At 64.2% G+C, this 23,828-nt stretch carries 23 protein-coding genes; 16 read left to right on the top strand and 7 right to left on the bottom strand.

Going from position 1 to position 23,828, the window contains the following annotated elements:
• The first annotated feature begins 235 nt into the window (after window positions 1-235).
• The 13 genes from GII31_RS14960 (at window position 236) to GII31_RS14900 (ending at window position 13,718) form a co-directional block, all read left to right on the top strand.
• A complete protein-coding gene (locus GII31_RS14960) occupies window positions 236-640 on the top strand; it encodes an SCP2 sterol-binding domain-containing protein (RefSeq protein WP_213244205.1) in 405 nt (134 codons plus the stop codon).
• Between the two features lie 111 nt (window positions 641-751).
• The gene (locus GII31_RS14955; protein WP_213244204.1) at window positions 752-2,290 is read left to right on the top strand and encodes an acyl-CoA synthetase; all 1,539 of its coding nucleotides are present in this window, start codon (window positions 752-754) and stop codon (window positions 2,288-2,290) included.
• 14 nt (window positions 2,291-2,304) lie between these two features.
• Window positions 2,305-3,096, top strand: coding sequence for a coniferyl-alcohol dehydrogenase (locus GII31_RS14950; protein WP_213244203.1), 792 nt, complete (start codon window positions 2,305-2,307; stop codon window positions 3,094-3,096).
• A gap of 28 nt (window positions 3,097-3,124) precedes the next feature.
• Complete coding sequence (locus GII31_RS14945) at window positions 3,125-4,807, top strand: phytoene desaturase family protein (RefSeq protein WP_213244202.1); 1,683 nt, start codon at window positions 3,125-3,127, stop codon at window positions 4,805-4,807.
• Window positions 4,808-5,052: 245 nt separating this feature from the next.
• Complete coding sequence (locus GII31_RS14940) at window positions 5,053-5,871, top strand: MlaE family ABC transporter permease (RefSeq protein ID WP_407649984.1); 819 nt, start codon at window positions 5,053-5,055, stop codon at window positions 5,869-5,871.
• Between the two features lie 6 nt (window positions 5,872-5,877).
• Window positions 5,878-6,744, top strand: a complete 867-nt coding sequence (locus tag GII31_RS14935) for an ABC transporter permease (protein ID WP_260840010.1) — start codon at window positions 5,878-5,880, stop codon at window positions 6,742-6,744.
• A gap of 3 nt (window positions 6,745-6,747) precedes the next feature.
• A complete protein-coding gene (locus tag GII31_RS14930) occupies window positions 6,748-7,800 on the top strand; it encodes an MlaD family protein (protein ID WP_213244200.1) in 1,053 nt (350 codons plus the stop codon).
• Window positions 7,800-8,822 (top strand): MlaD family protein, encoded by a 1,023-nt coding sequence (locus GII31_RS14925; protein WP_213244199.1) that lies wholly within the window; start codon window positions 7,800-7,802, stop codon window positions 8,820-8,822. The genes GII31_RS14930 and GII31_RS14925 overlap by 1 nt, the downstream gene beginning before the upstream one ends.
• Window positions 8,819-9,802, top strand: coding sequence for an MlaD family protein (locus GII31_RS14920; RefSeq protein WP_213244198.1), 984 nt, complete (start codon window positions 8,819-8,821; stop codon window positions 9,800-9,802). Before GII31_RS14925 ends, GII31_RS14920 begins: the two co-directional genes overlap by 4 nt.
• Window positions 9,802-10,890: an MlaD family protein gene (locus GII31_RS14915; RefSeq protein ID WP_260840009.1), complete on the top strand. Its 1,089-nt coding sequence runs from the start codon at window positions 9,802-9,804 to the stop codon at window positions 10,888-10,890. The genes GII31_RS14920 and GII31_RS14915 overlap by 1 nt, the downstream gene beginning before the upstream one ends.
• Window positions 10,887-11,897: an MlaD family protein gene (locus GII31_RS14910; protein ID WP_213244196.1), complete on the top strand. Its 1,011-nt coding sequence runs from the start codon at window positions 10,887-10,889 to the stop codon at window positions 11,895-11,897. The genes GII31_RS14915 and GII31_RS14910 overlap by 4 nt, the downstream gene beginning before the upstream one ends.
• Window positions 11,894-12,904, top strand: coding sequence for an MlaD family protein (locus GII31_RS14905; protein ID WP_213244195.1), 1,011 nt, complete (start codon window positions 11,894-11,896; stop codon window positions 12,902-12,904). The genes GII31_RS14910 and GII31_RS14905 overlap by 4 nt, the downstream gene beginning before the upstream one ends.
• Before the next feature lie 46 nt (window positions 12,905-12,950).
• Window positions 12,951-13,718 (top strand): hypothetical protein, encoded by a 768-nt coding sequence (locus tag GII31_RS14900; protein ID WP_213244194.1) that lies wholly within the window; start codon window positions 12,951-12,953, stop codon window positions 13,716-13,718.
• Window positions 13,719-13,821: 103 nt separating this feature from the next.
• On the opposite strand, the gene GII31_RS14895 is transcribed toward GII31_RS14900, so the two are convergent.
• Window positions 13,822-14,511: a TetR/AcrR family transcriptional regulator gene (locus tag GII31_RS14895; protein WP_260840008.1), complete on the bottom strand. Its 690-nt coding sequence runs from the start codon at window positions 14,509-14,511 to the stop codon at window positions 13,822-13,824.
• Between the two features lie 218 nt (window positions 14,512-14,729).
• On the opposite strand from GII31_RS14895, the gene GII31_RS14890 reads away from it, so the two are divergent.
• Complete coding sequence (locus GII31_RS14890) at window positions 14,730-15,692, top strand: hypothetical protein (RefSeq protein ID WP_213250488.1); 963 nt, start codon at window positions 14,730-14,732, stop codon at window positions 15,690-15,692.
• 159 nt (window positions 15,693-15,851) lie between these two features.
• On the opposite strand, the gene GII31_RS14885 is transcribed toward GII31_RS14890, so the two are convergent.
• From GII31_RS14885 to GII31_RS14875, 3 genes are all read right to left on the bottom strand, one after another.
• Entirely contained in the window at window positions 15,852-16,496 is a 645-nt protein-coding gene (locus GII31_RS14885; RefSeq protein ID WP_213244193.1) for a TetR/AcrR family transcriptional regulator, read from the bottom strand.
• A 68-nt stretch (window positions 16,497-16,564) separates the two neighbouring features.
• On the bottom strand, window positions 16,565-17,995 hold the full coding sequence (locus tag GII31_RS14880) for an aldehyde dehydrogenase family protein (protein WP_213244192.1): 1,431 nt from the start codon (window positions 17,993-17,995) through the stop codon (window positions 16,565-16,567).
• 88 nt (window positions 17,996-18,083) lie between these two features.
• Complete coding sequence (locus tag GII31_RS14875) at window positions 18,084-19,343, bottom strand: cytochrome P450 (protein WP_213244191.1); 1,260 nt, start codon at window positions 19,341-19,343, stop codon at window positions 18,084-18,086.
• Window positions 19,344-19,589: 246 nt separating this feature from the next.
• On the opposite strand from GII31_RS14875, the gene GII31_RS14870 reads away from it, so the two are divergent.
• Entirely contained in the window at window positions 19,590-20,174 is a 585-nt protein-coding gene (locus GII31_RS14870) for a TetR/AcrR family transcriptional regulator (protein ID WP_213244190.1), read from the top strand.
• A gap of 75 nt (window positions 20,175-20,249) precedes the next feature.
• On the opposite strand, the gene GII31_RS14865 is transcribed toward GII31_RS14870, so the two are convergent.
• A complete protein-coding gene (locus tag GII31_RS14865; RefSeq protein ID WP_213244189.1) occupies window positions 20,250-21,077 on the bottom strand; it encodes a hypothetical protein in 828 nt (275 codons plus the stop codon).
• Between the two features lie 131 nt (window positions 21,078-21,208).
• On the opposite strand from GII31_RS14865, the gene GII31_RS14860 reads away from it, so the two are divergent.
• Window positions 21,209-22,210 (top strand): spirocyclase AveC family protein, encoded by a 1,002-nt coding sequence (locus GII31_RS14860; protein WP_246221892.1) that lies wholly within the window; start codon window positions 21,209-21,211, stop codon window positions 22,208-22,210.
• A 60-nt stretch (window positions 22,211-22,270) separates the two neighbouring features.
• Here the strand turns inward: GII31_RS14860 and GII31_RS14855 are convergent, their stop codons facing one another.
• Complete coding sequence (locus tag GII31_RS14855) at window positions 22,271-22,870, bottom strand: TetR/AcrR family transcriptional regulator (protein ID WP_213244188.1); 600 nt, start codon at window positions 22,868-22,870, stop codon at window positions 22,271-22,273.
• 10 nt (window positions 22,871-22,880) lie between these two features.
• Window positions 22,881-23,564, bottom strand: coding sequence for a TetR/AcrR family transcriptional regulator (locus tag GII31_RS14850; RefSeq protein ID WP_260840007.1), 684 nt, complete (start codon window positions 23,562-23,564; stop codon window positions 22,881-22,883).
• Between the last annotated feature and the right edge of the window lie 264 nt (window positions 23,565-23,828).

The following is a 23,828-nucleotide window of genomic DNA, read 5'->3' as shown; positions in this document are numbered from 1 at the left end:
GGCACCGTAGATCCTTGCCGAATCCAGATTTGAAAATGCCTGGACATAACTCCGGTTGTCGCCTAGCCTGAGAGGCAGATCACACGGAGTCACGGCTCGTCTGCGGTCTTGACTATAAGTCAGCTTACGCTAGGCTGTGATCCGGCTCATACGGACACATACGGGGCCTGATGGCCCGCGGGTGGCTCTTCGATTCAGTTTTGAATCGAATTTATATTCTAATCGGAGGATGGACATGGGATTCAAGGACTCGGCCGAGGTTGTCAAGTACATCGGCGGCATCTTCGAGACGGCGTTCGAGGACGCCGAGATCGGCCCCAAGCTGGTCGACAGCGGTCTGGTCTTCGCATTCGACTTCACCGAGCCCGCGGCGGTCGTGGTGGTCGACGCGGTGAACAAGCAGGTCTATGACGCCTTCGAGGGCAATCCCGAACCGATGGCGACGATGAAGATGCCCGCCGAGACGGGCAACGCCTATTGGCAGGGCAAGGTGAATCTTCCGCTGGCGATGGCCAAGAAGAAGATCGGCGTCGAGGGCAACGTCGCGAGCCTGCTCAAGCTGGCGCCGCTGGGCAAGAAGCTGTTCCCGGTCTACGTCAACAATCTCAAGTCCGACGGGCGTGAGGACCTGCTGGTCTGAGTGCCCCGCCGGCCCACGCCGTCTATGCGTGGGCCGTTGTTCGGCCCGCACCACCACCCGCGCTTCGTGGAGCGCGTCACCGCCACCCACTATCTGAGGAGAACAAGCGACATGTTTCCGGGAGTACACGCCGCGTCGAATCCGGACCATCCGGCGATCATCATGGCCGGCAGTGGCCGCGTGACCACATACGGCGAACTGGAGGAGCGTTCGGCGGCGCTGGCCGGTGCTCTGCACGACCGTGGCCTGCGCAAGGGCGATGTGATAGCCGTGCTGAGCGAGAACGCGGCCGAGGTCATGGAGATCTTTTGGGCGGCCATGCGTTCGGGCCTGTACATCACCGCCGTCAACTGGCACCTGCAGCCGGCCGAGGTCGCCTACATCGTCAATGACAGCGACGCCAAAGTGCTGTTCGCATCGGCCGGGCAGGCAGAGCTGGCCCGGCAGGTCACGGCCGGGTGCGACAACCCGGACCTGTTGTCGGTCGCCTTCGCCGGATCGATCGAGGGCTTCGGTTCTTACGACGAATTGCTATCCTCCACGACGCGACTGGCGGAGATTCCGCGTGGTTCGGAGATGCTGTACTCGTCGGGCACCACCGGCCGGCCGAAGGGGATCAAGCCGACGCTCCTGCCGATCCAGGTCGATCAGCCCGGAGATCCGATCACCGGTCTGGTCCAGCACGTGTTCAAGGTCGGGGCGGCCGATGTTTATCTGTCGCCCGCGCCGATGTACCATGCGGCACCGCTCAAGTGGGGCGGGGCGGTGCACGCGCTCGGCGGAACAGTGGTTGTTCTGGAGAAGTTCGACGCGGAGGCCGCGCTGGCGGCGATCGACAGGTACAAGGTCACCATCGCCCAGTTCGTTCCGACTATGTTCGTCCGGTTGCTACAACTGCCCGACGAGGTCCGGGACCGCTACGATGTGTCCTCGCTGAGGATCGCCGTCCACGCGGCCGCCCCCTGCCCACCCGAGGTGAAGCAGGCGATGATCGATTGGTGGGGACCGATTCTGGTCGAGTACTACAGCGCGACCGAGCAGCACGGCACCACCATCATCACCAGCCAGGAATGGCTGACCAAGCGCGGGTCGGTGGGGAAGTCGGCGCTGGGGCCGGTACACATCTGCGACGACGACGGCAACGTCCTTCCGGTCGGCGAAGTGGGCCAGGTCTACTTCGAGCGGGAACGCCGGACATTCTCCTATCACAAGGATCCGGACAAGACGAAGGCCGCCGAACACCCCGACCACGAGAACTGGACTACGGTGGGCGATCTCGGGTATGTCGACGAGGACGGCTATCTGTTCCTCACCGACCGCAAGGCGTTCATGATCATCTCGGGCGGGGTCAACATCTATCCGCAGGAGATCGAGAACGCGCTGACCCTGCATCCCAAGATCTTCGACGTCGCGGTGATCGGGGTCCCTGACCCCGAATACGGGCAGCAGGTCAAAGCGGTGGTGCAACTGCGTGAGGGACATCAGGCGTCCGAGTCGCTCGCCGCGGAGATCATCGACTACGCGCGATCGAAGATCGCACACTTCAAGGCTCCCAGATCGGTCGATTTCGTGGACGAACTGCCGCGGTCGGCGACCGGAAAGCTCGTCAAACGCGAGATCGAGAAGAAGTATCTGGCAGCCGCACACTGACGGGAGTAGGAACAATGTCTGAATTCACTGATAAGCGCTACGTCGTCACCGGAGCGGCCTCCGGAATCGGCGCGGCGGTAGCACAGCGTCTGCTCGCCGACGGCGCGCAGGTATACACCCTGGACCGCAACGTCCCGACGTTCGAGGCGACCGCTCACGTCGAGGTCGATCTGGCGAATCCCAACAGCATCGACGCCGCTCTGGAGCAACTTGAGGGCAGTTTCGACGGATTGCTCAACGTCGCGGGTATTCCCGGAACGGCACCGTCCGAACTGGTCTTCGCGGTCAACTCGCTGGCCGTGCGGCATCTGGCCGAGGCGTTCTTCGAGCGCCTCAATCCGGGCGGGTCGATCACGGTGGTGTCCTCGACCGCGGGCTTCGGCTGGCCCGCCCGGCTCGATGCGATCAGGGACCTGCTGGCCACCGACACCTTCGAGGAAGGTCTGGCGTGGTTCAAGGCCAACCCGCAGGAGGGCAATACCTACAACTTCTCCAAAGAGGTGACCACCGTGTACACGCAGTCGATGGGACTCGCGCTGGCACAGTTGGGATTTCGGATCAACTCGGTACTTCCGGGACCGGTGGAGACGCCGATCCTGGCCGACTTCGAGGAATCGATGGGCAAGGAGACCCTCGACGGGGTGAAGGATCTTCTCGGGCGGCACGCGACGCCCGACGATATCGCGGACGCCCTGCTCTTCCTGGCCTCCGACGCGGCCCGGTGGATCAACGGCCACGCGCTCGTCGTCGACGGCGGTATTACCGGAGCGGTCGTCACCGGCGTGGTTCCGGCACCCGAAATCTGACCGACATCTCACGGAAGAGAAAAGACCTATGACCGAAGCAGTGCAAAACACCGCGGATGTGATCGTGGTCGGTGCCGGCCACAACGGATTGGTCTCGGCCGCCTATCTCGCGCAGGCCGGACTCGATGTCCTGGTGGTCGAGGCATCGCCCACCATCGGCGGTATGACCTCGACCAATCCGTTCGAACCGGAGGCGCCCGGGTACATCATCAACGAGGCGTCGATGCAGGCCTCGCTGTTCCGGACCACGACCATCGACAAGGACCTCGGTCTGTCATCGAAATTCGGTCTGCGCCAGACGGTTATCGATCCGGCACATGTGCAGCTGAACTATGACGGCACCTCGTTGGCCCTGTGGCGTGATCCCACGCGGACCGCGGACGAACTGCGCTACTTCTCGCCGGCCGACGCCGAGGCGCTGATCGATCTGTACCGGGTCATCGATGCCGCGGTGGAGATCGGTCTGCCGCTGATGCAGACCAGCCCGGTCTCGCCCGATATCAAGGCGGTTCTGAAGGCGGCCAAGGGAATGGCCAAGAACCGCAAGGAACTCATCGCCATCGGCCGGTGGATGGCATCCTCGCAGGCCGAGGCCATCGAGGACAGTTTTGAAAGCGACGCGATCCGTGCGCCCCTGACCATCGCGCTCCCGTTCATGCCGTTCGACGCCGATCTGTCGGGCTGGTCGTTGATCTATCTCGGGGTGCTCAGCAAGTACGGCGTGTCGATGTTCCACGGTGGCACGGGGGCGTTCCCGGCGGCGCTGGCCAAGAGCATCGCCGCCAATCGTGGGCGGATCAGGACGTCCGCACCGGTGGAGTCGTTGGTGGTGACCAACGGCCGGGTGACCGGTGTCCGGTTGCAGGGCGGGGAGGAACTGTACGCCAGGCGCGCGGTACTGACGGCGTGCAGCCCGAAGACCACCCTGACGCGGTTGCTGCCGGAGGGGACCCTGCCGCGGGTCCTGCAGAACAAGGCCGACAAGATTCCCACCCGCCGGCGCGGAATCGCCGACTACAAGCTGAATGTCGCGCTCAGTGGCAAGATCACGATGGAAAAGCACGAGAAGTGGCGTGGCGACGGCATCGACCTGCGACTTGGCTGCAACAGCTTCAACACCTATCAGGAAAGCCTGGATGCGGCCAAAGCCAGTATCAGGGGCGAAGTGCCCGAGCATATTCCGGGTCTGGGTCACGCGACTACATCGTTCGACCAGGGATTCGCCCCCGAAGGCTGCGACATCTTCTGGTTCTGGGCGGGTATCACCCCGTCCGATCCCCGGGTCGGCTGGGATGAGGCGAAGAAGCAGATCACCGAGCGGGTGATCAAGGATGCCTCGCACTACTACCAGGGAATCGAATCCCTGGAGGTCGCCCGGCGTGATCTGGCACTGCCCGACATCGAGGAACGGTTCTGGGCGATCGACGGCAGCGTGTATCACGTGGACCCGGTGATCTCTCGTTTCGGTCCGCTCAAGCCCGCGGAGAAGTTCGCCGGCTACCACACCCCGGTTCCGGGTCTGTACCTCACCGGTGCGGGCACCCATCCGGTCGCGGGCATCTCCGGTATGCCCGGCCAGAACGCGGCGAGGGTCATGCTCAAGGACTTCCGCAAGCAGGACAACGGAGGCCTGACCGACCGGGTGAAGGCGGCCGCGGCCACCGAGAACATCCTGAGTGCTCGTTTCGACAAGGCGAATTCCGCGAAATAACCGCCCGCGCATCGGCGGCGTGCTACGTTCCGGCGTGAACGTCAGCACGCCGCCGTAGGCCGGCAGTTTTGAATCAAATCTCAATTAATATTGTCTCAGGGCGCCGCCTCGACCGTCGTTCCGGGAATCAGATCGGAGAGGGAGGAATGCAGGGTCTCAATCCCGTCGACGCGCGGCTGGAAGCGATGGCAGGCCACGCTGCCCTGGACGCGCCGGCGCCGATGTTCGCAGGTGCCGGTCCGGCCATGGACCGGGCGATGGAGGGGGTCGTCACATGGGTGACCACGGTACCGAGAAATTCGCTGGCGACCATCGGGCGAGCCGCCCAATTGGCTGTCCAGGTGATCTGGTACGCGATCACCGGTATCGCACGAATGCGCATACCTGTGGTGGAAACCCTTGAGCAGGCATGGTTCCTGCTGACGGTCACCGCCCTGCCCGCCGTGCTCATCGCACTGCCCTTCGGCACCGAGATCTCCATCCAGGTCGGCGCCGTGGTCAATCAGGTCGGCGCCAAATCGCTGGCCGGCGCGGCCAGCGGCATCGGGGTCATCTCCCAGGGCGCGCCGATCGCGGCGGGCCTGCTCATGGGCGGCGCGGCGGCATCGGCCATCGCGGCCGACCTCGGCGCCCGCTCCATCCGTGAAGAGATCGACGCGATGCGGGTGATGGGTGTCAATCCCGTTCAGCGCCTGGTGCTGCCGCGGTTGCTGGCGATCCTGCTCATCGCTCCTATTCTCTGTGTGGTGATCGTGGCCTCGGCCGTGGCCGCGGGCTTTTCACTGGCGGTGTCGATCAACGGGGTCATCCCGGGAAGCTTCTGGCAGTCATTCGGCGCGTTCGCCACGACCACCGACTTCTACTTCGCGATTCTCAAGACGATGTTGTTCGGGATGGAGGTCGTGATCATCGCCAGCCTGCGCGGACTGGAAGCCAAGGGCGGGCCACGGGGCGTGGCCGACGCGGTGAACGCATCGGTGGTGCTGGGCTTTATCGCCGTGTTCATCACCAACCTGCTCACCACGCAGATCCAATCGATGTTCTTTCCGAGCGCGGTCGGGTGATCTGAGATGGCACAGCCGAGCACACATACGGCAGATCACGCGGTCACCCGCGTCGGTCGATGGTTGTCCACCAGTGTCTTCGCCATCGGCGAGGGCATAGGCCGGTGGATCCTGTTCACGGTCCAGACCATCGTGCACCTGCCGTACACGTTGCGTCACTATCGCAAGCAGACCACCAAGACCATGAACAGCATGGCCTGGGGGCGCGGATCGATCATCGTCGACGGCGGCGTCATCCCGCTCCTGATCATCCTCGGTATCGCCATCGGTGTGGCCGTCGCGATCGAGGCCTACAACACACTCAATCTCATCGGATTCGGTCCGCTCACCGGTGTGATCGGAGCGTTCCTCAACATCCGTGAGATGGGTCCGATCATGACCGGCATCGGTTTCGCGGCCCAGGTCGGCTGCCGGATGACCGCCGAGATCGGTTCGATGCGGATCGCCGAGGAGATCGACGCCACCGAAACCCTGGGCATCAGGTCCATCCCGTTCGTGGTGGGCACCCGCCTGGTCGGTGGCATGCTCTGCGTCATCCCCGGCTACCTGCTGAGTCTGGCGATCGGCTTCCTCACGGCCAGCACGTTTGTCAAGTATGTACAAGGTGCGCCCGAAGGTACTTACGATCACTATTTCAGTCAGTTTCTCGACCCGGTTGAAGTGTTCTATTCGCTGGTCAAAGCGGTGACATTCTGTGCGGTGATCACCATTATCCATTGCTACTACGGGTTTTTCGCCTCCGGCGGGCCCGAAGGGGTGGGCCGTGCGTGTGGGCGGGCCATCCGGGCGAGTCTGGTCATGACCATCGTGATGAATCTTGTGATGACGATCCTGCTGTGGGGTCTGCATCCGGATCTGGTTTTCAAGGGGTAGACGATGGTCTCAGGATTTCTGGTCGGTTCCGACCATGCGCGCCGGGCGACGATGCGAAAGACCGGGCTGATCGGGGTGATCGTCGCGATTGCCGTGGCGCTGCTGTTCGCCTTCGTGATTCCCGCGATCACCCCGAAGAACAAGGATCTGATGACGGTGGACATCAACACCGCGGCCGTGGGGTCGGGCGTCGAACACGGTACCGAGGTGATGCTGCGGGGTGCGGCCGTGGGCCGGGTCAGTCATCTCAAGGTCAACGAGGACGGCAGCTCCCGCGTCACCGTCGAACTGAGCAAACGTCTGGTCGAGGGAATGGGCGAGGACTTCGCGGTGGACTTCCGGCCGAAGAACTACTTCGGGATCACCGGGATCACCATCACCGACCCGGGAAGCGGCCGGGCCGCGCCGCTGCGGGACGGGGCACGGGTGGAGCGCCGGGACGCGGCCGACTACTCGATGGCGACGATGATCGAGCGGGGTTCGGATGTGGCCAACGGCACGCTGGTGGATGAGACGATCACGGTGATCGAACGAATGCTGTCCTACAGCAAGGCGTTCGAGCCGCTGATGCACACCGGTGTGGTGTTCGCCGACGTGGTGGCCAAGACGCAGGCGCACACCCCGGCCTATCTGCTCGACCGATACAACGACATAGTCACCGCGCTGCCACCGTTCGCCGACGGGGCGCTCGCGGGCCTGACGTCCTTCTACGACAGCGACATCCGGCTCTCGGGCGACACGGTGCAGAACAACTTCACCAACACATTGCAGGCGATCTCGGACAACTTCTTCTCCATGGTGGGCAGGTTGCTCAAATCCAACGAGGCAAACCTGCTGCCCTGGGTGAACATCATCAAGGAGGTAGGCACGGTGCTGCCGGCGATCGGGGAGGGGACAGTGACCACCACGACCGTGCGGGATCTGATGACCCGGCTCAACGGGGCATTCGGCCCCGGCCGTGACGGAGGCAGGAATCTCAAGGTCAACCTGGCCATCGAGCAGCTGCCATCGTTCGCCGGGCCGGTCATCGGCCTGCCGATCAAGGCGGGTCGCTGATGGGCGGGCAACTGGCGGGAAGCATCCGCGTCATCCGGCCGCTGTGGAAGCTGATCGTCGCCGCGCTGGCCGCCCTCGTCCTGTACTTCGTGATCGCCAACGGGATCACCGCCCCGTACAGCGGCTCGACCCGCGAGTACAGTGCCGACTTCACCGATGCCACCGGGTTGCGGCCCAACGCCGACGTCCGTATCCGCGGCGTCAAGGTCGGCAAGGTCACCGGAGTCGAACTACAACAGACCGATGACAACTCGGCGGTGGCCAAGGTCGAGTTCACCGTGAACCAGGATCACTCGCTGACCACCGAGTCCAAGGCCGCCGTGCGCTACGCCAACCTCTCCGGCGTCCGGTACCTCGACGTGACCGGCGCCGACGGTCGCGGCGAGCGGGTGCGGCACCTGCCCACGGCGAACACGGTGTCCTCGTTCGATGTCACCGAACTGTTCAACGGCCTGCAACCGGTTCTGCAGACACTGAGCCCGGAGGAGATCAACGACTTCTCCAACAACGCGCTGACGGTGCTGCAAGGGGACGGAAGTGGGTTGGCCCCGCTGCTCAAGAGCGTCGACGAACTGAGCCGATACACCGCGAACCGTGAGAAGACGATCTCCACCCTCGTCGGCAACATGGCGCGGATCTCGGACAGTCTGGGCGGAACCTCGCCGCAGATCCTGCAGTTCCTCAAGGAGATCGAGGTGCCGATCGATTCGGTGCTGACCGTGCTCGACGAGTTCCGCAAGGCCGACAAGTACGGTCCGCCCCTGATGACGGTGCTCAACCAGCTGATGGCCGCGATCGGATTGCAGACCACCACCGATCTGGATCAGGAACTGGCCCGGGCATTCCCCGATATCAACAACATGTGGAAGTCGATGGACCTGTTCCCGAGCGTCGTGGAGAGCATGCAATTGCCGGCGATCGCGTCGGAGAAGACCAACAAATGTTCCAAAGGAGAACTGCCCTTGCCCGAGCTAGGCCAGATTCTGGTGAACGGCAGTGGGGCGGTCGTATGTCGCGCATGAGAAGGTTCCAGGAGCGTCTGACGAACAACGATCTGCTCGCCGGAGCGCTGGTGGTGGCGGTGATCGCCATCGTCGTCGCGGGGGTGTCGTACTTCTACCTGGCCCCGCCCGGCCGCCAGAGCGTCACATTCACCACCCGCGACGCGGCCGCGGTCACCGGCGGAGAAGACGTGCGGGTCGCCGGTATCTCGGTGGGCAAGGTGAGTTCGGTCGAACTGCGGGACAAGGACGTCAAGGTGACCGTCGAACTCGACGACACGGTCCGGGTGGGCAACCGCACTCGGGTGAAGGTGCAACTGCTGACCGCTGTCGGCGGCTACTTCGTCGCGCTCCAGCCCTCGGGCCCGGTGTCGCAGGACAGCCGCACGATCACACCCGACCGGGTGACCGTGCCCTACACCGTCGCCGACATCCTCCAGGAACTGCCCAGGGTGACCGACAATGTGACCGGAGCGCCGGTCGATCAATCGATGGTCCAGGTGGCCGACGGCGTCGGACGCAACACCGCCGCCTTCCGCAACGCCATGGACGGACTGCAGACGGTGGCCACGATCATGGACCGGCAGAAGGGACAGGTCGAGTCGATCCTGTCGATGGCCGGTCAGTACACGGGCACCTTTGCCAAGAGTCGAGACTTTGTGATGGAACTGGTCCGCAAGGTGAATGTGGCACTGTCGCAGTACTATACGTATCGCTACGGGTTCTCCGAGGCGTTCCGCCAACTCGGCGGCGTCCTGGAGCGGCTCGGTGTGCTCACGCAGTTCTACCTCAATCACGAGTACGAGTTCGACAACGGCGTCGTCGGCCTGCGAGACCTGGCCAAGCGGCTGGAAACCTCGACGCAATCGGTGATCGACAGGCTCGAACCGATGCGCGATCAGCTCATGCGGCTGGTGGGCGACGGAAAACACAAATCGAGTGACCAGTTCGTGATCGACGCGTCGGCCATGTGCCTGCCGGTACCGGGAAGGACCTGCTGATGGCGAAAAAATCATGGATCACACTGCTCGCACTGATCTGTGTGCCGGCCACCGTGGTGTCGATGATCGTGATGTCCGGGCGCAACAACTCCTCGCAACGGACCGGGTTCTGCGCGATGCTGCCCGACACCATCGGCCTGTACGTCGGGAACGCCGTCACCCGGATGGGATATCAGGTCGGCAAGATCACCTCGATCAAGCCGTATCCGGACGCGGTGCGGGTGCAGTTCAGTATGGAAACGCGCTGGTCGGTGCCCGCCGACGTCAAGGCGGTCACCCGGTCCAAGTCGATCCTCGCCGACCGATCGCTGGAACTGGTAGGCGATTCCGCCGGAGCGAGGCTGGCACCGGATGCCTGCATTTCGGTCCAGGACTCGTACACACCGAAAAGCATTTCCCAGATCACCGGCTCGGCGGCCGATCTGATCGACGCGATCGCCCCGGACGGCGACACCCGCGCGGTGGAGGGCTCGATCAATGAGCTGGCCCAAGCGCTCGACGGTACCGGACCGACCCTGGCGAATCTGATGAAAACCGCGGGGAGAGCGGCGAAGAACCCTGAATCGACCATCTCCGACATCGGTTCGATCATTCTCAATACGGCACCGTTGACCACAGACGTCCTGAACCAGTGGTCCGACGTGGCCTCGATCATCACCAAACTGGCGCCGGCGGCCCAGGTCGGTGCCGACATCCTGTGGCCGGGTGCGGTACACATGATCTACGGAATGCAACCCGTACTCCTGGCGATCTACAAGTTCGAGCCACGCTACGGAAAAGAACTGTACGACTTCCTCGACGGTGCCCCGCCGAGCATCCACGTCGCCGCGACACAGTCGGGCAAGATCAGCCGAGCGCTCCAGTCACTGCCGGTCCTGGCCACCACGGCCTCGCTGGTCACGGTGAAGAACAAGGGTGCGGGGATCAGCATCGCTGTCCCGCAGATCCGGGTTCAGACCTCGGCGCCCAAGACGTTCTGCCGCGGCCTGAACAGGGCGCGCGCGGGATCGTGTGTTCCGGAACAAAATTCGAGCAGACTGGTGCGGGTTGATGCGCTGGATCTGCTGGTGGCGGGAGGCGTGCGATGAGACCGAGCGCAGACAGGCCACGCCGCGTGCGAGGCCTCGGACGCATCTGGGGATTCGTGGCCGCAGCCGCGATGATCGCCGCATTCAGCGGATGTTCGCTCAACCCCTCGGACATGGCATCGTCGATCCGCTCGTCGGGCGGCGGCAAGACGCTCACACTGCAGTTCACCAACACCTTGAACATGCCCGAGGGCGCCGATGTCACCCTCAACGGGCTGCGCGTGGGATCGGTGAAGGATGTGGTGCTGCGCCGCGGCTACGTCGATGTGACCGCCACCGTCGACGACGTACGGATCTCCGCCGATGCGACGGCCGCCATCCGGCAGAGCACCGTCCTGGGCGATCCGTACGTGTCGATCCGGGCATCGGGCACAGGTCCGGAGCTGGCCGAGAGCACCATTCCGCTGGCCGGCACGATCTCGCCGCCGGCGCTCGAGGACACTCTCGTCGTCCTGGCGAACTTCGTGAACGCGGGCAGCATTCAGGACATGCAGGACGTCATTCGTTCGGTCAACGCCGCCCTGCCCGAGATCAAGCAAACACAGCGGGTGGCCAACATCGCGGCCGTCGACCTCAGGAGCGTGGCCCGGGACACTTCCCGGATCGACACCCTGATAAAGGGTTTGAACGACACGAGCAAGACGGTGATCCCGCGCCTGCCGAAGATCGAGGAGATGTTCAACCCGGCCGGCATGCACTACTGGGACCAGATGTCGCGGTTGTTCGGCAATATCGGCATCGTTCTGCCGAGTATCGGCAGCGTGTTCGAGGGCGGCTTCTGGCTGGTACCGATGCTGGACTCGCTCAACGACACCGCCGACACATTGGTGGGTGTGGGGACGGCGATCGGGGAGAACGACGCGCTGATCCGGAAGTTCCTCACCGAGAATCTGCAGCCGTTCATGAAGAAACCAGGCCTGGATATTGTGTCGTTGCGGACCCCCGAGGGGCAGAACGTGATCACCGACATGGTCCGGCTGCTCAAGATGCTGGGAGCGGTGCGATGAACAGGGTCAAGGCGATCACCGCATCCGGGATGCGGACCGGACTGTCGGTGCTGGCGATGCTGGCGTTGATGGCCGTGTCGATCCTCTATCTCGGCTCGGTCGGCCTGAGCGTCACCGACAACCACGGTGTGCGAACGGCGAACCTGGAACTGCGCGAGACCAACGGCCTGGTGGTCGGATCGCGTGTGCTGTACCGAGGTGTTCCCGTCGGCAAGGTGACCAAGGTCGAACCGTCGGTGACCGGAGTCGCCGTCGAGTGGAACTACAAGGAGAAGTACACGATTCCCGCGAACTCCGGGTTCCGGGTCGACAATCTGTCGGCACTCGGCGAGACCTATCTGGGGATCACCCCGCGCGGCGCCGGCGGACCGGAACTGTCCGACGGGGTACGCCTGGCGGCCTCGAGTGTTGAGGTACCCACGACCATCGACGAACTGTCGGCACGGTTCACCCGGCTGCTCGAGCAGGTCAACGAGAAGAAGGTCCGCACGATCATCGACGAGGCCAACACCGGTCTGGTGCCCGACCGCGAACTGCTCGGCGACATCGCCAATGCCAGTGCTCTTCTGGAAGCGACGATCATCACCACGCGCGGTTCGCTGACCGAGTTGCTCGACCGGTTCCAGCCGCTGCTCATCAAGGGCGCCGAGGTGAGCGACGCGATGGCGGCAGCCGGGAAACCGTTCGCCGGGTTCGCCGACGGCCTGGCCCTGTTCGTCACCGAGGGCGGCAAGAGCAGACCGACCAGCCGGGACGGCAAGGACGGATTCATCGTCTCCACCTACGCCCCGGACTCGCTGAACAATCAGGCCGGACCGTTGCTGACCAACATTCAGCGGTTCCTGGATCGATCCGCCCCGGACCTGAAGATTCTGGGTGAGGCCGTCTCACCCGCGGTGACCGCGAGCGCCGCCACACTGCGGACCGTTGATCTCGGTGACCTGATGCGCACGGCATTGGCCACCGCGGGAGACGGAAACGGTCTGGTCGTCACGGTGGCGGGCTGACCTTCGGCCGCACAGGCGTGGAGCCAGGAGCGAGAGGAAAACGGAAGTGACCATCGATATAGGCGAAGGCGAAGGCGAAGCCGACATGGAGTCGACCGAACACGACGACAACAGTCACGCCGAGAGCACGCGCGACGAGAGCACGCACGACGGCGGCACCAAGGATGACAGCAACACGGACGCGCGGGACAATGCAACCGTCCCGGCGGACGAGGGTGCTGCGGACGAGAGCACGAAGGGCGGACCCGGAAAGCGGACACAATCGCGACGCGCCGCGACGAAGCCGGACCGGGCGCCGCGCTCGTTCCGCATCGGTGCGACGACGCTCGTACTGGGCGCGCTGGTTGTTGTCCTCGCGGTTGCCGTGGGTGTGCTCAGCTACGTGGTCACCGACCGGGGCGGCACGATCGACACGATGAGATCCGACGCGGCCGATACAGTCCACGCCGAGAAGGTGGCGCTGGACTACGCCACCGGCGCCGCGCAGATGGACTACAACGATCTGGCCGCGTGGAACAAGCGACTGACCGCGGGCACATCCAAGGAACTGGCTACGAAACTCACTGATGCGGCCACGGCGATGGAGCAGGTCATCGTGCCGCTGCAGTGGAAGTCGACCTCGGCGCCGGTGTCGGCGAAGGTGAAGAGTCAGGACGGCGACATCTTTGTCGTCGCGGCGTTCGTCAGCGTGAACACCAAGAACGCGCAGGCCCCGGACGGGGTGCAGTCGACGGCCAGCTACACCGTGACGGTCGATCGGTCCAGGAAGTGGCTGATTACCGATGTCGGCGGTGTTGACGCCGCAGTCAAGTAGATCGCGCAGTCAAGTAGATCGCGCAGTCAAGTAGATCGCGCGATCACATAGATCCTGTGGTCACATAGATAGATGGTGGCTTTGCGGGTTTTCCGCGAAGCCACTATCGCTTCTCCCGGACCGGCCCGGAATCGCCGTAGAGGGTACCGCGCCACATCGTGATGAGTGCGTCGACCGCGGATTCCTCGTCGGGCAACGCCGGATCGACACCGAGCCCGGCGATGTGCAGGACGCGTTCGGTTCCCCAGAAGAGGGTGGTCGCCAGGGTGCGTCCGGGCAGGGGCGAGGCGATGACACCGGCGGCCTGTTCGCGTTCGATCTCACGCGCGCCGGCGTCGATGAAGCGCTCGGCGATGGCCAGCCAGACCTCGCGAAGGTCCGGGTCGGTGGGCCACTGGAGCGCGACCGACCGCAGGACGGTGCGGTGTGTGTGCCAGCTGTGGGCCACCGATCGGATGCTGCGTTCGAGGGCGCGTCCCACCGGCTCCGGCGATTCGGCTTCGGGTGACGGCCGATCCCGCCCTTCGTTGCGCAGGAACGGCGTGACCGTGGCGAAGATATCGTCCATCGCGCGTTCGAGCAGCCTACGCAGTACCGCGGGTTTGGATGAGAAGTACGCGTAGAACGTGGTGCGGGAGATGTTTGCGCCCGTGAGGATCTGCGCGACGCTGATCTCGGGGTAGGGCGTCGTCTCCATCAGCCGAAGCGTCGCGGTGTAGATGTCCTCGGCGATCGTTCCCTCGCTGTCGTCGAGGGAACGCTGTTTTCCGCGGGTGCGCACTGTATCGGCCACGTTCGACGAGAGTACCGGGCTTCACGCCATAGCCACACTTTCTACTGTTACTTCAAAAAGTGCTGTACACAGTGTTTGGCAAATGCTAGTGTGACGCGGTACACAGATGTTCGTTTTCGCTCCGCTCTTCATCTGAGAGGTGACATACCGTGAGTAATATTCTGAATCTGGCCGACAGTGCGTGGCCACTGGTCACGGAAGAGGGGTGGCCGCCCAATATGGAGCCGCACCCCAGCAATTTCAGCGTGGGTTCGGCTCAGGAGATCGCTTTCTTCTTCATCGCCGGGGCCGCCGTGGTCATCTTCGCGCTGCCGTGGGCGGTCAATGCCGCGGCCAAGAGCCGTAACTGGGTGCCGCTGTTGGTGATCGGCAGTGGTCTGATCTGTAGCCTGCTTGAGCCGATGCTGGACCTGCTCGGCCACCTGCACTGGGCCAACAACCTCATTCCGGCCTTCACCAACTTCGGTATCACGGTACCGGCGCTGATTCCGCTGTGTTATGTCGCGTTCTTGGGTCTGGAAGCGTATTTCTGCTACTTCGTAATTCGCAATGGCGCGCACCGCAAGCATTTCGTGATGCTGCTCGGAATGGGCATCATCACCGATGCCGTGATGGAGACGATCGGTATCAACCTCGGCGTGTACGAGTACTACGGTGTTCAGCCCTTCGAGGTGTTCGGCTTCCCGTACTGGTGGGGATTCATCAACGGTGGGTCCTTCGTCACCATCGGCGCCATCCTCGCGTTCGCCGTGCCGCGACTCAAGGGCTACTACAAGCTGATGATCCTGCTGTCCGCGCCGTTCGGCATGATGGTCGCCTACTTCGGGGTCGGCTGGGTGCACATCCTGGTCCACAACTCGGCACTGTTCACCTGGATTCGCTGGGTGGCCGCCGCTGTGATGATGGTGATGATGGTCGGCTGGATGTTCGTGCTGCACAAGCTCGTCGGCCGCAAGGACACCGAGCCCGCACCGAACTGGAACCTGGGCCGCATGTTCCTCTACTCGTGGGTGCTGCACACCAAGGCCGGCCGGCAGCGGCTGTGGGACAAGATGATCGACGACGCCGGACCGGCCGCACGGGCCCAGCTCGCCGCCGATCCCGAGAAACCCGAACTGGTCGTTGTCGGAGCACACACCCCGCTCGGCACCGGTGTCCGTGAGGCCGATCTGGTGCACTGATCGGTCGGATCCCGGGGGCGACCGGGTCGGATCCGTAAACCGGCTCGATCAGATCCGGAGAACACCGGCAGGGCCCGGCAGCCATCGTGCGGCTGCCGGGTCCTGCCGGTGTTCTCCGGTGAGGTGTTGAGGCGGTGCGGGGGAGGGAACTCGGGCTGATCAGGCGTCCTGAGGATGGGGCATCAGTGCGTTGCGGACGAAGTCCTGGGTGGTCGCGACCACCTTCTCCACCGACCCGCGTCGCGGGTTCCACCATTCCGCCGCCCAGTTCAGGGCCCCGAGGATCAGCATCTGGGTGATGTAGAGATCCAGATCGGGGCGGATCGCGCCTTCGTCGTGGGCGGCGCGGATGAGCTCGCGCCAAATGCGCCCGTATTTGGTCTCCTCGCTCACCTGACGCTTGCGGATAGAGTCCGGTGTCTGCCCGGAATTGCGGATCGACGCCGTGGTGTACGAGGAGATCTCCAGTTCGTGGCGCAGGTGGGTGTCCACCGCGACCAGAATCCGCTCCATGGGGTCGGTGCCGTCGGGCAGCGCATCGAGCACCACCGTGAGGTGTTTACGCATGTCCGCGATCCCGAACCACATGACCTCCTCGATGAGGTCCTCGCGCGAGTCGAAATAGTAGTAGATGGCCGGGGCCTGGATCTCGGCCACCTGGGCCACATCGGTCAGACGCATGCCGGCGTAACCCTTGTGACTGAGTACCTCGGCCGCGGCGTCGAGAATCCTGGCGCGGGTGCGTTCGGACTTGGACGCGGACTCGTCGGTCGTCGGACTCTGGCGGGGCTTCCGGGGCGGCATACGCCGAATTCTAATCTACGATCAGCACAACACCGCAGGTGGTGTTACCTGCGGTGTCGTGCCGTGCCTCAGAGGACGCGTCGTAGCAGCTTCTTCGCGAACTCACTGTACGGCGGGTACTGCAGTCTCAGATCGGGCTTTTGGGTCTTGGTCAGGACCGCCTTGCGGTGGCTGAACGTCTCGAATCCCCACCTGCCGTGATAGGTGCCCATGCCGCTCGCGCCCACCCCGCCGAACGGCAGGCTCGGCACCAGGCAGTGCATCGCCACGTGATTGACCACCGCGCCGCCCGAGGGGACATCGCGGATCAGCCGGTCGGCGGTGGCCCTGGACCGGGTGAACACATAGAACGCCAACGGCTTCGGCCTGCTGTTGACGAATGCCACCGCGGCCTCGGCATTCGCGACACCCAGGACCGGGAGGATCGGGCCGAAGATCTCCTCGGTCATCACCGCATCGGTCGGGGCGGGTTCGTCGATGATGGTGGGTTCGATGGAGATCGACGCGGCGTCGGTGCACCCGCCGGTCACCACAGATCCCGACGTGGACTCCAGATAGCCTGCCAGACGAGCGAACTGGCGTTGGTTGACAATGCGCTGCGCGTCGGGTTCGCCGGCCCGCAGTTCGGCGAGCACCTTGCGCAATGCGTCGATGAACGCCGGTTTGACCGAATTCTCCACCAGGATATAGTCGGGTGCGATACACGTCTGGCCCGAATTGAGCAGCTTGACCCACAGGATGCGCCGGGCCGCGACCTCCAGATCGGCGTCGGACAGGATCACCACCGGGCTCTTGCCGCCCAGTTCCAGCGTGACCGGCGTCAGCGTCTTGGCCGCACCCTCCATGATCTTCTTGCCGATCTCGGTGCCGCCGGTGAACAGCGCGTGATCGAAGCCCTGCGCGAGCAGGGCCTGAGTGCCGGCGCCGTCGCCCTCCACCACCCGGATGGCCTCGCCGTCCACGTACTGCGGCAGGATGCGGGCCAGCAGCTCAGAGGTCTTCGGGGCCAGCTCGGACGGCTTGATCACCACCGTGTTGCCGGCCGCGACGGCGCCGACGAGCGGCGACAGGGTCAGGAACACCGGATAGTTCCACGGACCGATGATCAATACCGTGCCCAGCGGCTCGAACTCCACCCGGGCCGAGCCGGGCAGCTGGATCAGCGGCAGCGACCGGCGCTGCGGGCGCACCCACCGCTTGAGGTTCTTGCGCGCGATGTCGATCTCGGCTTTGGTGCCGACGATCTCACCGAACCACGTGTCATAGGCATTGCGCCCGAGGTCGGCGGCCATGGCCTCGGCGATCGCCGGTTCCTGCTCGGCCAGCAGCCGGTCCAGGCCGTCCAACTGCGCCAGCCGCCAGGCCAGCGGCCGGGTACGCCGGGTGGCGTACACCGCGCGCAGGTCGGCGACGACGGTGTCGGCGCCGGGGGTGGGACTGATTGCCACCGCGGCAGCCGGCTTCGTTTGCCTCTTCGATGGGGTCGTGGCCCGGGTCATGGACTCTCCTGTATGGCGTTGGGGGATTGGTGTTCAGCGTCTGTGGCTGTTCACGGCGTGTGTGGCTGTTTACAGCGGGTAGGGCTGTTTACAGCGTGTAGGGCATGGACTTCACGGCGCGGACGAAGTTGCCGGTCAGGTACTCGGGTTCACCGACACGCAGGGTCGGGGCACGGTGCAGCAGCTCGCGGAAGATCTCGCGAAGCTGGGAGCGCGCGACGAAGTTACCCATGCAATTGTGGGGGCCGCCACCGCCGAAACCCAGGTGAGGGTTGTTCGTTCGCGTGATATCGAACCGGTCCGGATCGGCGAAGACCTTCGAGTCGCGATTGGCGGAGGAATAGATGATCGCGACCCAGTCGCCTTCCCGGATGAACTGGCCGCCGAGTTCGACGTCCTGAGTCGCCGTGCGCCGGAATGTCATCACCGGGGAGGCGAAACGGACAAACTCCTCCACCGCGTCGTCGATCCGGTTGTCGAAATCGGCGAGCAAGAGGTCCCGCTGGTCCGGAAAACCTTGAAATGTCTTGGTGGTCAGCGTGATCGAATTGCGCGTGGTGTCATTTCCGGCGACCGAGAGGAGGACGAAGAACGAGGCGATCTCCTCGTCGGTGAGTTGTTCGCCGTCGACCTCGGCCTGTACGAGGTTGGTCATGAGGTCATTGCGCGGACTGATGCGGCGCTGATCGGCCAGGTCGAAGCCGATCTCCAGCAGGCCGACCAGTGCGTCGTTGAGCACCTCGCCCGGCTCGCGGCCCGCCGCGACATCCTCATCGGCCCAGGAGACCATGCCGTCGGCGTGGTGCGCTGCCAGTTCGCGCGCTTCCTGATCGTCGAGCCCGACCATCTCGTAGATGGTCCACATCGGGAGTTTCTTGGAAACCGCAGAGACGAAGTCGCCCTCCGGGGCGGCCAGCAGATCGTCGACGATCACCTTGGCCTGGTTACGGATCTGGTCGTGGATCTTGGCGATCTGTTTGGGGGTGAACGCCGTACTCACCAGCCGTCGGAGCTTGGCGTGGCGCGGATCGTCCATGCCGAGGAAGGAACCCGCTGCGGTCAGGATGTCCTCGGGTACTTCCTCGAACTGGAAGCCCCGTCCGGAACAGAATATCTTCGCCTTGCGGCTGACCTCCCGTACCAACTCGTGGCTGGTCACCACCCACACGCCGTCGTTCTCCGGCGGCATGAGAGATCCGTCGAGCGGACGATGCCAGCTCACCGGGCGGTTCTCGCGCAGAACCTTGAAGGTCTTGTCCCGTTCCTCGGCCGTCGCGGCCCAGAAGTCAAGGGACGAGACGGAGAGTTCGTCGTAGGCGGGGCGGGACGGTGCGGCGACGGTGGTCATCGGAGTCTCCTCGGGGGCGTGGACTGGTTGTTCGAAAAGGGGCGGTGCCATGTCGGTGGCTGTGCCGACGGGCGGATACCGATCGAGGTACGCTGCCGACATCGACATAACTCAAGTTATGCGACCTGGCTCGCAGTCTAGGTGCTACGGTCGGCGTTGTCGAGGACTTTTCGAATATCTATTAACAAATGGGGTTCGTGCGGTGGCCGGAGAGCCGGCGCCCACGGGCGGAAAGGGATGCGACAGATGGGCAGAGCCATGCGTCCGGCCGAACTCTACTTCGACGCCGCGTACGCCATCCTGGCCGAGCAGGGACACGCGAACCTGAAACTGTCGGCGATCTGCGGTCGTGTGGGAGTGACGACCGGCGGCTTTTATCACAACTTCGACAGCTGGCGTGATTTCACGGGCCAGTTCCTTGAGCACTGGCATGCCAACCAGACCACCAGGCTCGTAGGAATCGTTGTGCGAGAACCTGATCCGATCGTGCGGCTGAGACTGCTGCTGGAAAGTGCGGCTCGGCTGCCGCACCGTGCGGAGGCCGCGATCCGGGCCTGGAGTGCTGCGGACGAGCGGGTGGCCGCGGTGCAGCGCAGTGTCGATGACGAACGGCTACAGGTTGTCGTCGAGTCGTTCAGGCAGATGTCACTGCCCCCCGGCCAGGCGCGATCGCGAGGGCTGGCCGGGATGTACCTGTTGATCGGCTATGAACTGGGTGAGGCGATCCGGGACGACGACGCGCTGCGCTGGGGGTTGGCGATGCTGATCGACGGCGTGGATGGTCTGGGCCGTACGAATATGACGAACAAGGCTGTGCCCGAATCTCGTTGAGTTCAACCCGGTGGGGTCGACGAAGTGCCGGCCGAGACGTTCGGCCGGCACCTGCCGGATATGAGGCGGGCTCGTTCAGCCGGCGACGGCGAACTCCCGGTCGGCCGCCGAGGGGTGTGGGCGCAGCGACGGATCGCGCGGCGGCTGCCCTTCGACGAGGTGTTTGCCGAGCATGGCGATTGTCCAGGCGATCACGCCGGCGACGGTGAGTGCGCCGAGGTAGAGCGCCCACATCGGCGGGTTCTCCGATGCCGTACGGATCGACAGATAGATGATGCCGCCGCCGAACAGGCCGTAGGCGAAGCAACTCGGTATCAGGAGAACGAGGTACAGCTGCGACGCGCCGCGCAGCAACGGCACGAGACGACTGGCGATGATCCCGCCGACGACCGCCGACATCGCGTTGGTGAAAGCCAGGAACATCGGATAGCCGAGAACCTTGAAGGGGTGCTCACCCGGATAGCCGTACACCTCGAGCACGCTGATGTAGGTGATCTCGGCGATCAGTGCCATGGCCACGACGGCGAAATACATGCGCCACACCGTGCGCATGCTCGGGTACCGGGCGATGGTGCGCGCGATGATGACCGACGCGCCGCCGTAGAAGGCGACGTACGCCGCGGGGACCCACACCGGCTGCGCGCTGCCGAACGTCGTGTACAGGTGCCACTGTCCGCCTCGGGGGAACACCAGGCCGTAGAGGTGATCGAACAACGGTTCCATCAGGGCGGCCAGTCCGCCGGACACCGTCAGGATCGCCGGCCAGATGATCTTCTCGCGGATGCAGATCCGCGCGACGAAGCAGATTGCCGCTAACGCCAGTGCAAAGGTCAGCCCGGTGGCCAGCCACTGGCCAACCTCGCTGACCTGCGCGTTGAGTACTTCAGGGGATTCCGGTTTCATCGCTTCCTCCCATTGGGAACTTTAATCTGGTTTCAGAATCTACCATAAGTTGAGTTATAGTGTGCCGGATCACACAGTGAATCTGGGATGGGGCGGCCTCGGCCACCCGAACGGGAGTGAGGAATCAGAAAGTGACCAGTGTCAACGAACGTTGCGTGGACGACACCTCGGTGTTACCCGCGGTACCGGATGTGCCACCACTGCAGCGACGCGGCTCGACGACCTTCCTCGCGTCAATCGGACTCGTCTGGTTCGCGCTGTGCGTCGTCGTGGTGGCCAGGTGGGTCGGGTCGGACCAGTTCACCCCCGCACCCAAGATCGGGCCAGACGAAATGGAGACCTGGCGGCTGATCGCCCTCCGGGTCTTCGAAGTGATCAGCCTTATCGTGCTGCTGCTGTTCCTCTGGTACTCGGTGATCAAACCGGTCCGCCAAACCGGGAGGCTCAGCCTCGACGGCCGGTTCGTCATCGGCGGTCTGATCTGCTTCGTCGCCGATGCCTTCCTGAACGTGCAGAAGTACCTGTTCGCCTGGAACAGTGAGAACATCAACATGGGTGTCTGGGTGAAATTCCTGCCGTTCCACGGTTCGGACGCGCCCACGCAGTACGCGGAGTCACTGATCTGGGGCCCGCCGATGTACGTCTACTTCTGCGCGGGCGTGGCGATCGTCGCCTGCTATCACGCCAAGAAAGTCCGGCGCCGCTGGCCCTACATCAGCAAGGTCACCTTGTTCGTCGGGATCTTCGTGTTCGAGTTCCTCTTCGACTTCATCGTGGAGAACGTGGTCATCCGCACCACCCACGCCTACGCCTTCGCCAACACCTACGAGCCGCTCACGCTGTGGGCCGGTGAGGTGCACCAGTTCCCGATCTACGAGTCGATCCTGGTCGCCTTCGTCGGGTGCGTGTTCACCTGGATGCGGATGGAAGCCGAGGACCATCCCGAGGGTCTCTCGCCGATCGAATCCGGACTCGTGCACTGGCGGCCGGAACTGCGAGGCTGGGTGCGCAACTTCGCGGTGCTCGGATTCTGCATGGTCACCCTCTGCTTCGTGTACCACCTGCCGTTCAACTGGCTCGGGCTCATCGGCGACTCGGTGGCCGACATGCCCAGCTACCTGTTACCGGCCTGACACGCGGGCGGCGCACCCTGCCCGCACAGGCCCGGGAGATCACGAGCGGACCGTCGCCGGTCAACCCGCGGCGGTCCGCTCCGTGGGCACCCCCGCGGCCGTCCGCTCCGTCGACACCGAGGCGCGTTCCCTGGAGATGGATTCGACCCACTGCGCCGCCGTCCACCGGAGGGTGTCGAGATCGACCGACAGGGTTGTCTGCTCGTAGCCGATGATGATGAGGAGCGCCCAGTGCGCGTAGCGCGCACCGGCCTCGGGATCGAGCACCCGGCCGACGATGTTGTGGACGACGTCGTAACGAAGCTGGTCGGCAACCTCCACGACGCGTCGGACCGCGGGATCGGCCGAACTCCACGAGCGGATGGCGCCCTCGGCCCCATGCGGCAGCATCAGGCCGTACGAGATGAGCGCGTCGAGTGCGACGTCGGCGTCGGGTTCGGCGAGCAGCGGACCGAGATGGCTCTGGGTGTGCGTGGTGAACCAGTAGTCCGGCAGCGCGCTGGTGTAGTCGGCCCAGTTGCGAAAGAAATGGTAGAACGAGCCGGTGGTCACACCCATCCGCCGACACACCTCGGACTGCTTGAGCGCGCCGTAACCGTCGGAGGCGAGGATCTCCAGGCCGATCCTGAGGTACGCGTCGCGAGATGCGGTGGTTGCCATCTGTCTTACGTTAACCGAGCGTGGCCACGGTCTGCTGAGCCGCATGAGGTGCCGTCAGCGCCTGCCTGATCAGGGCCTGTGCGGACGTCACGACGGTGGCCACCGGAACGAGGTCGGCGCGGTGCCATTCGGCGGCCCAATTCAGGGAGCCGAGCAGCAGCATCCGCACCACAAAAAGATCCATGTCCGACCGGATCTCGCCCTCGTGGGCCGCGTCCTCGATGAGCTGGTGCCACATCCTGCCGTAGTCGGCGGCCTCCTTGCCGGCCCGTGTGCGCAGATGCTCGGGGATCTGCGCGGTGTTGCGAATCGAGGCCGTCGTGTAGTCGGACACCTCGAGTTCGCGGCGCAGATGGGCGTCGACCGCCATCATGATGCGGTCGATGCGGTTGTCGCAGGGGCCGGCCGCGTCCAGGGTGTCGCGGACATGCCGGCGTAGATCGGCAAGGCCCCACCACAGAACCTCCTCGACGAGCGCGTCGCGGGAGTCGAAATAGTAGTAGATAGCGGTCGCGCGTACGCCCGCGACTTCGGCGACATCGCGCAGATGGGTGCCCGCGTAGCCCTTCGTGCTGAGCACCTTCGCGGTGGCATCCAGGATTCGGGTGCGGGTCTGGATCGACTTGCGACCGCGTCGCTCCCCGCGCTCCGACGGGGACCCAACCCCCAATTCTGATTTCGAATTAGATGCCACGGTATCGACTATAGGGTGGCGGAACCGTTGGGCGGTTGAGCATTTGGTCCCTCTGACCGGCCGGGCGCCGACCTGACGTGCGTGCGGACATCGAGGTCAGGGCATCGGTGGGCCGATCGGCGGGCAAGGGTACCGGCATGGATCGAATTAGGGTAGTTTGTCCCTGTGGTCGACAGCACAAATAGACTAAGGAGTGGTGTGTACCATCCTGACGTCCGTCGTCTCATCGGTCATCTGTGATGAGATGTGTCGGCCAGCGTTTCA

It is taken from the genome of Gordonia pseudamarae (genome assembly GCF_025273675.1).
Classification (GTDB): Bacteria; Actinomycetota; Actinomycetes; order Mycobacteriales; family Mycobacteriaceae; genus Gordonia; species Gordonia pseudamarae.
The sequence above is the reverse complement of the archived record's forward strand: the minus strand, read 5'-3'. Positions and strand labels throughout refer to the sequence as shown.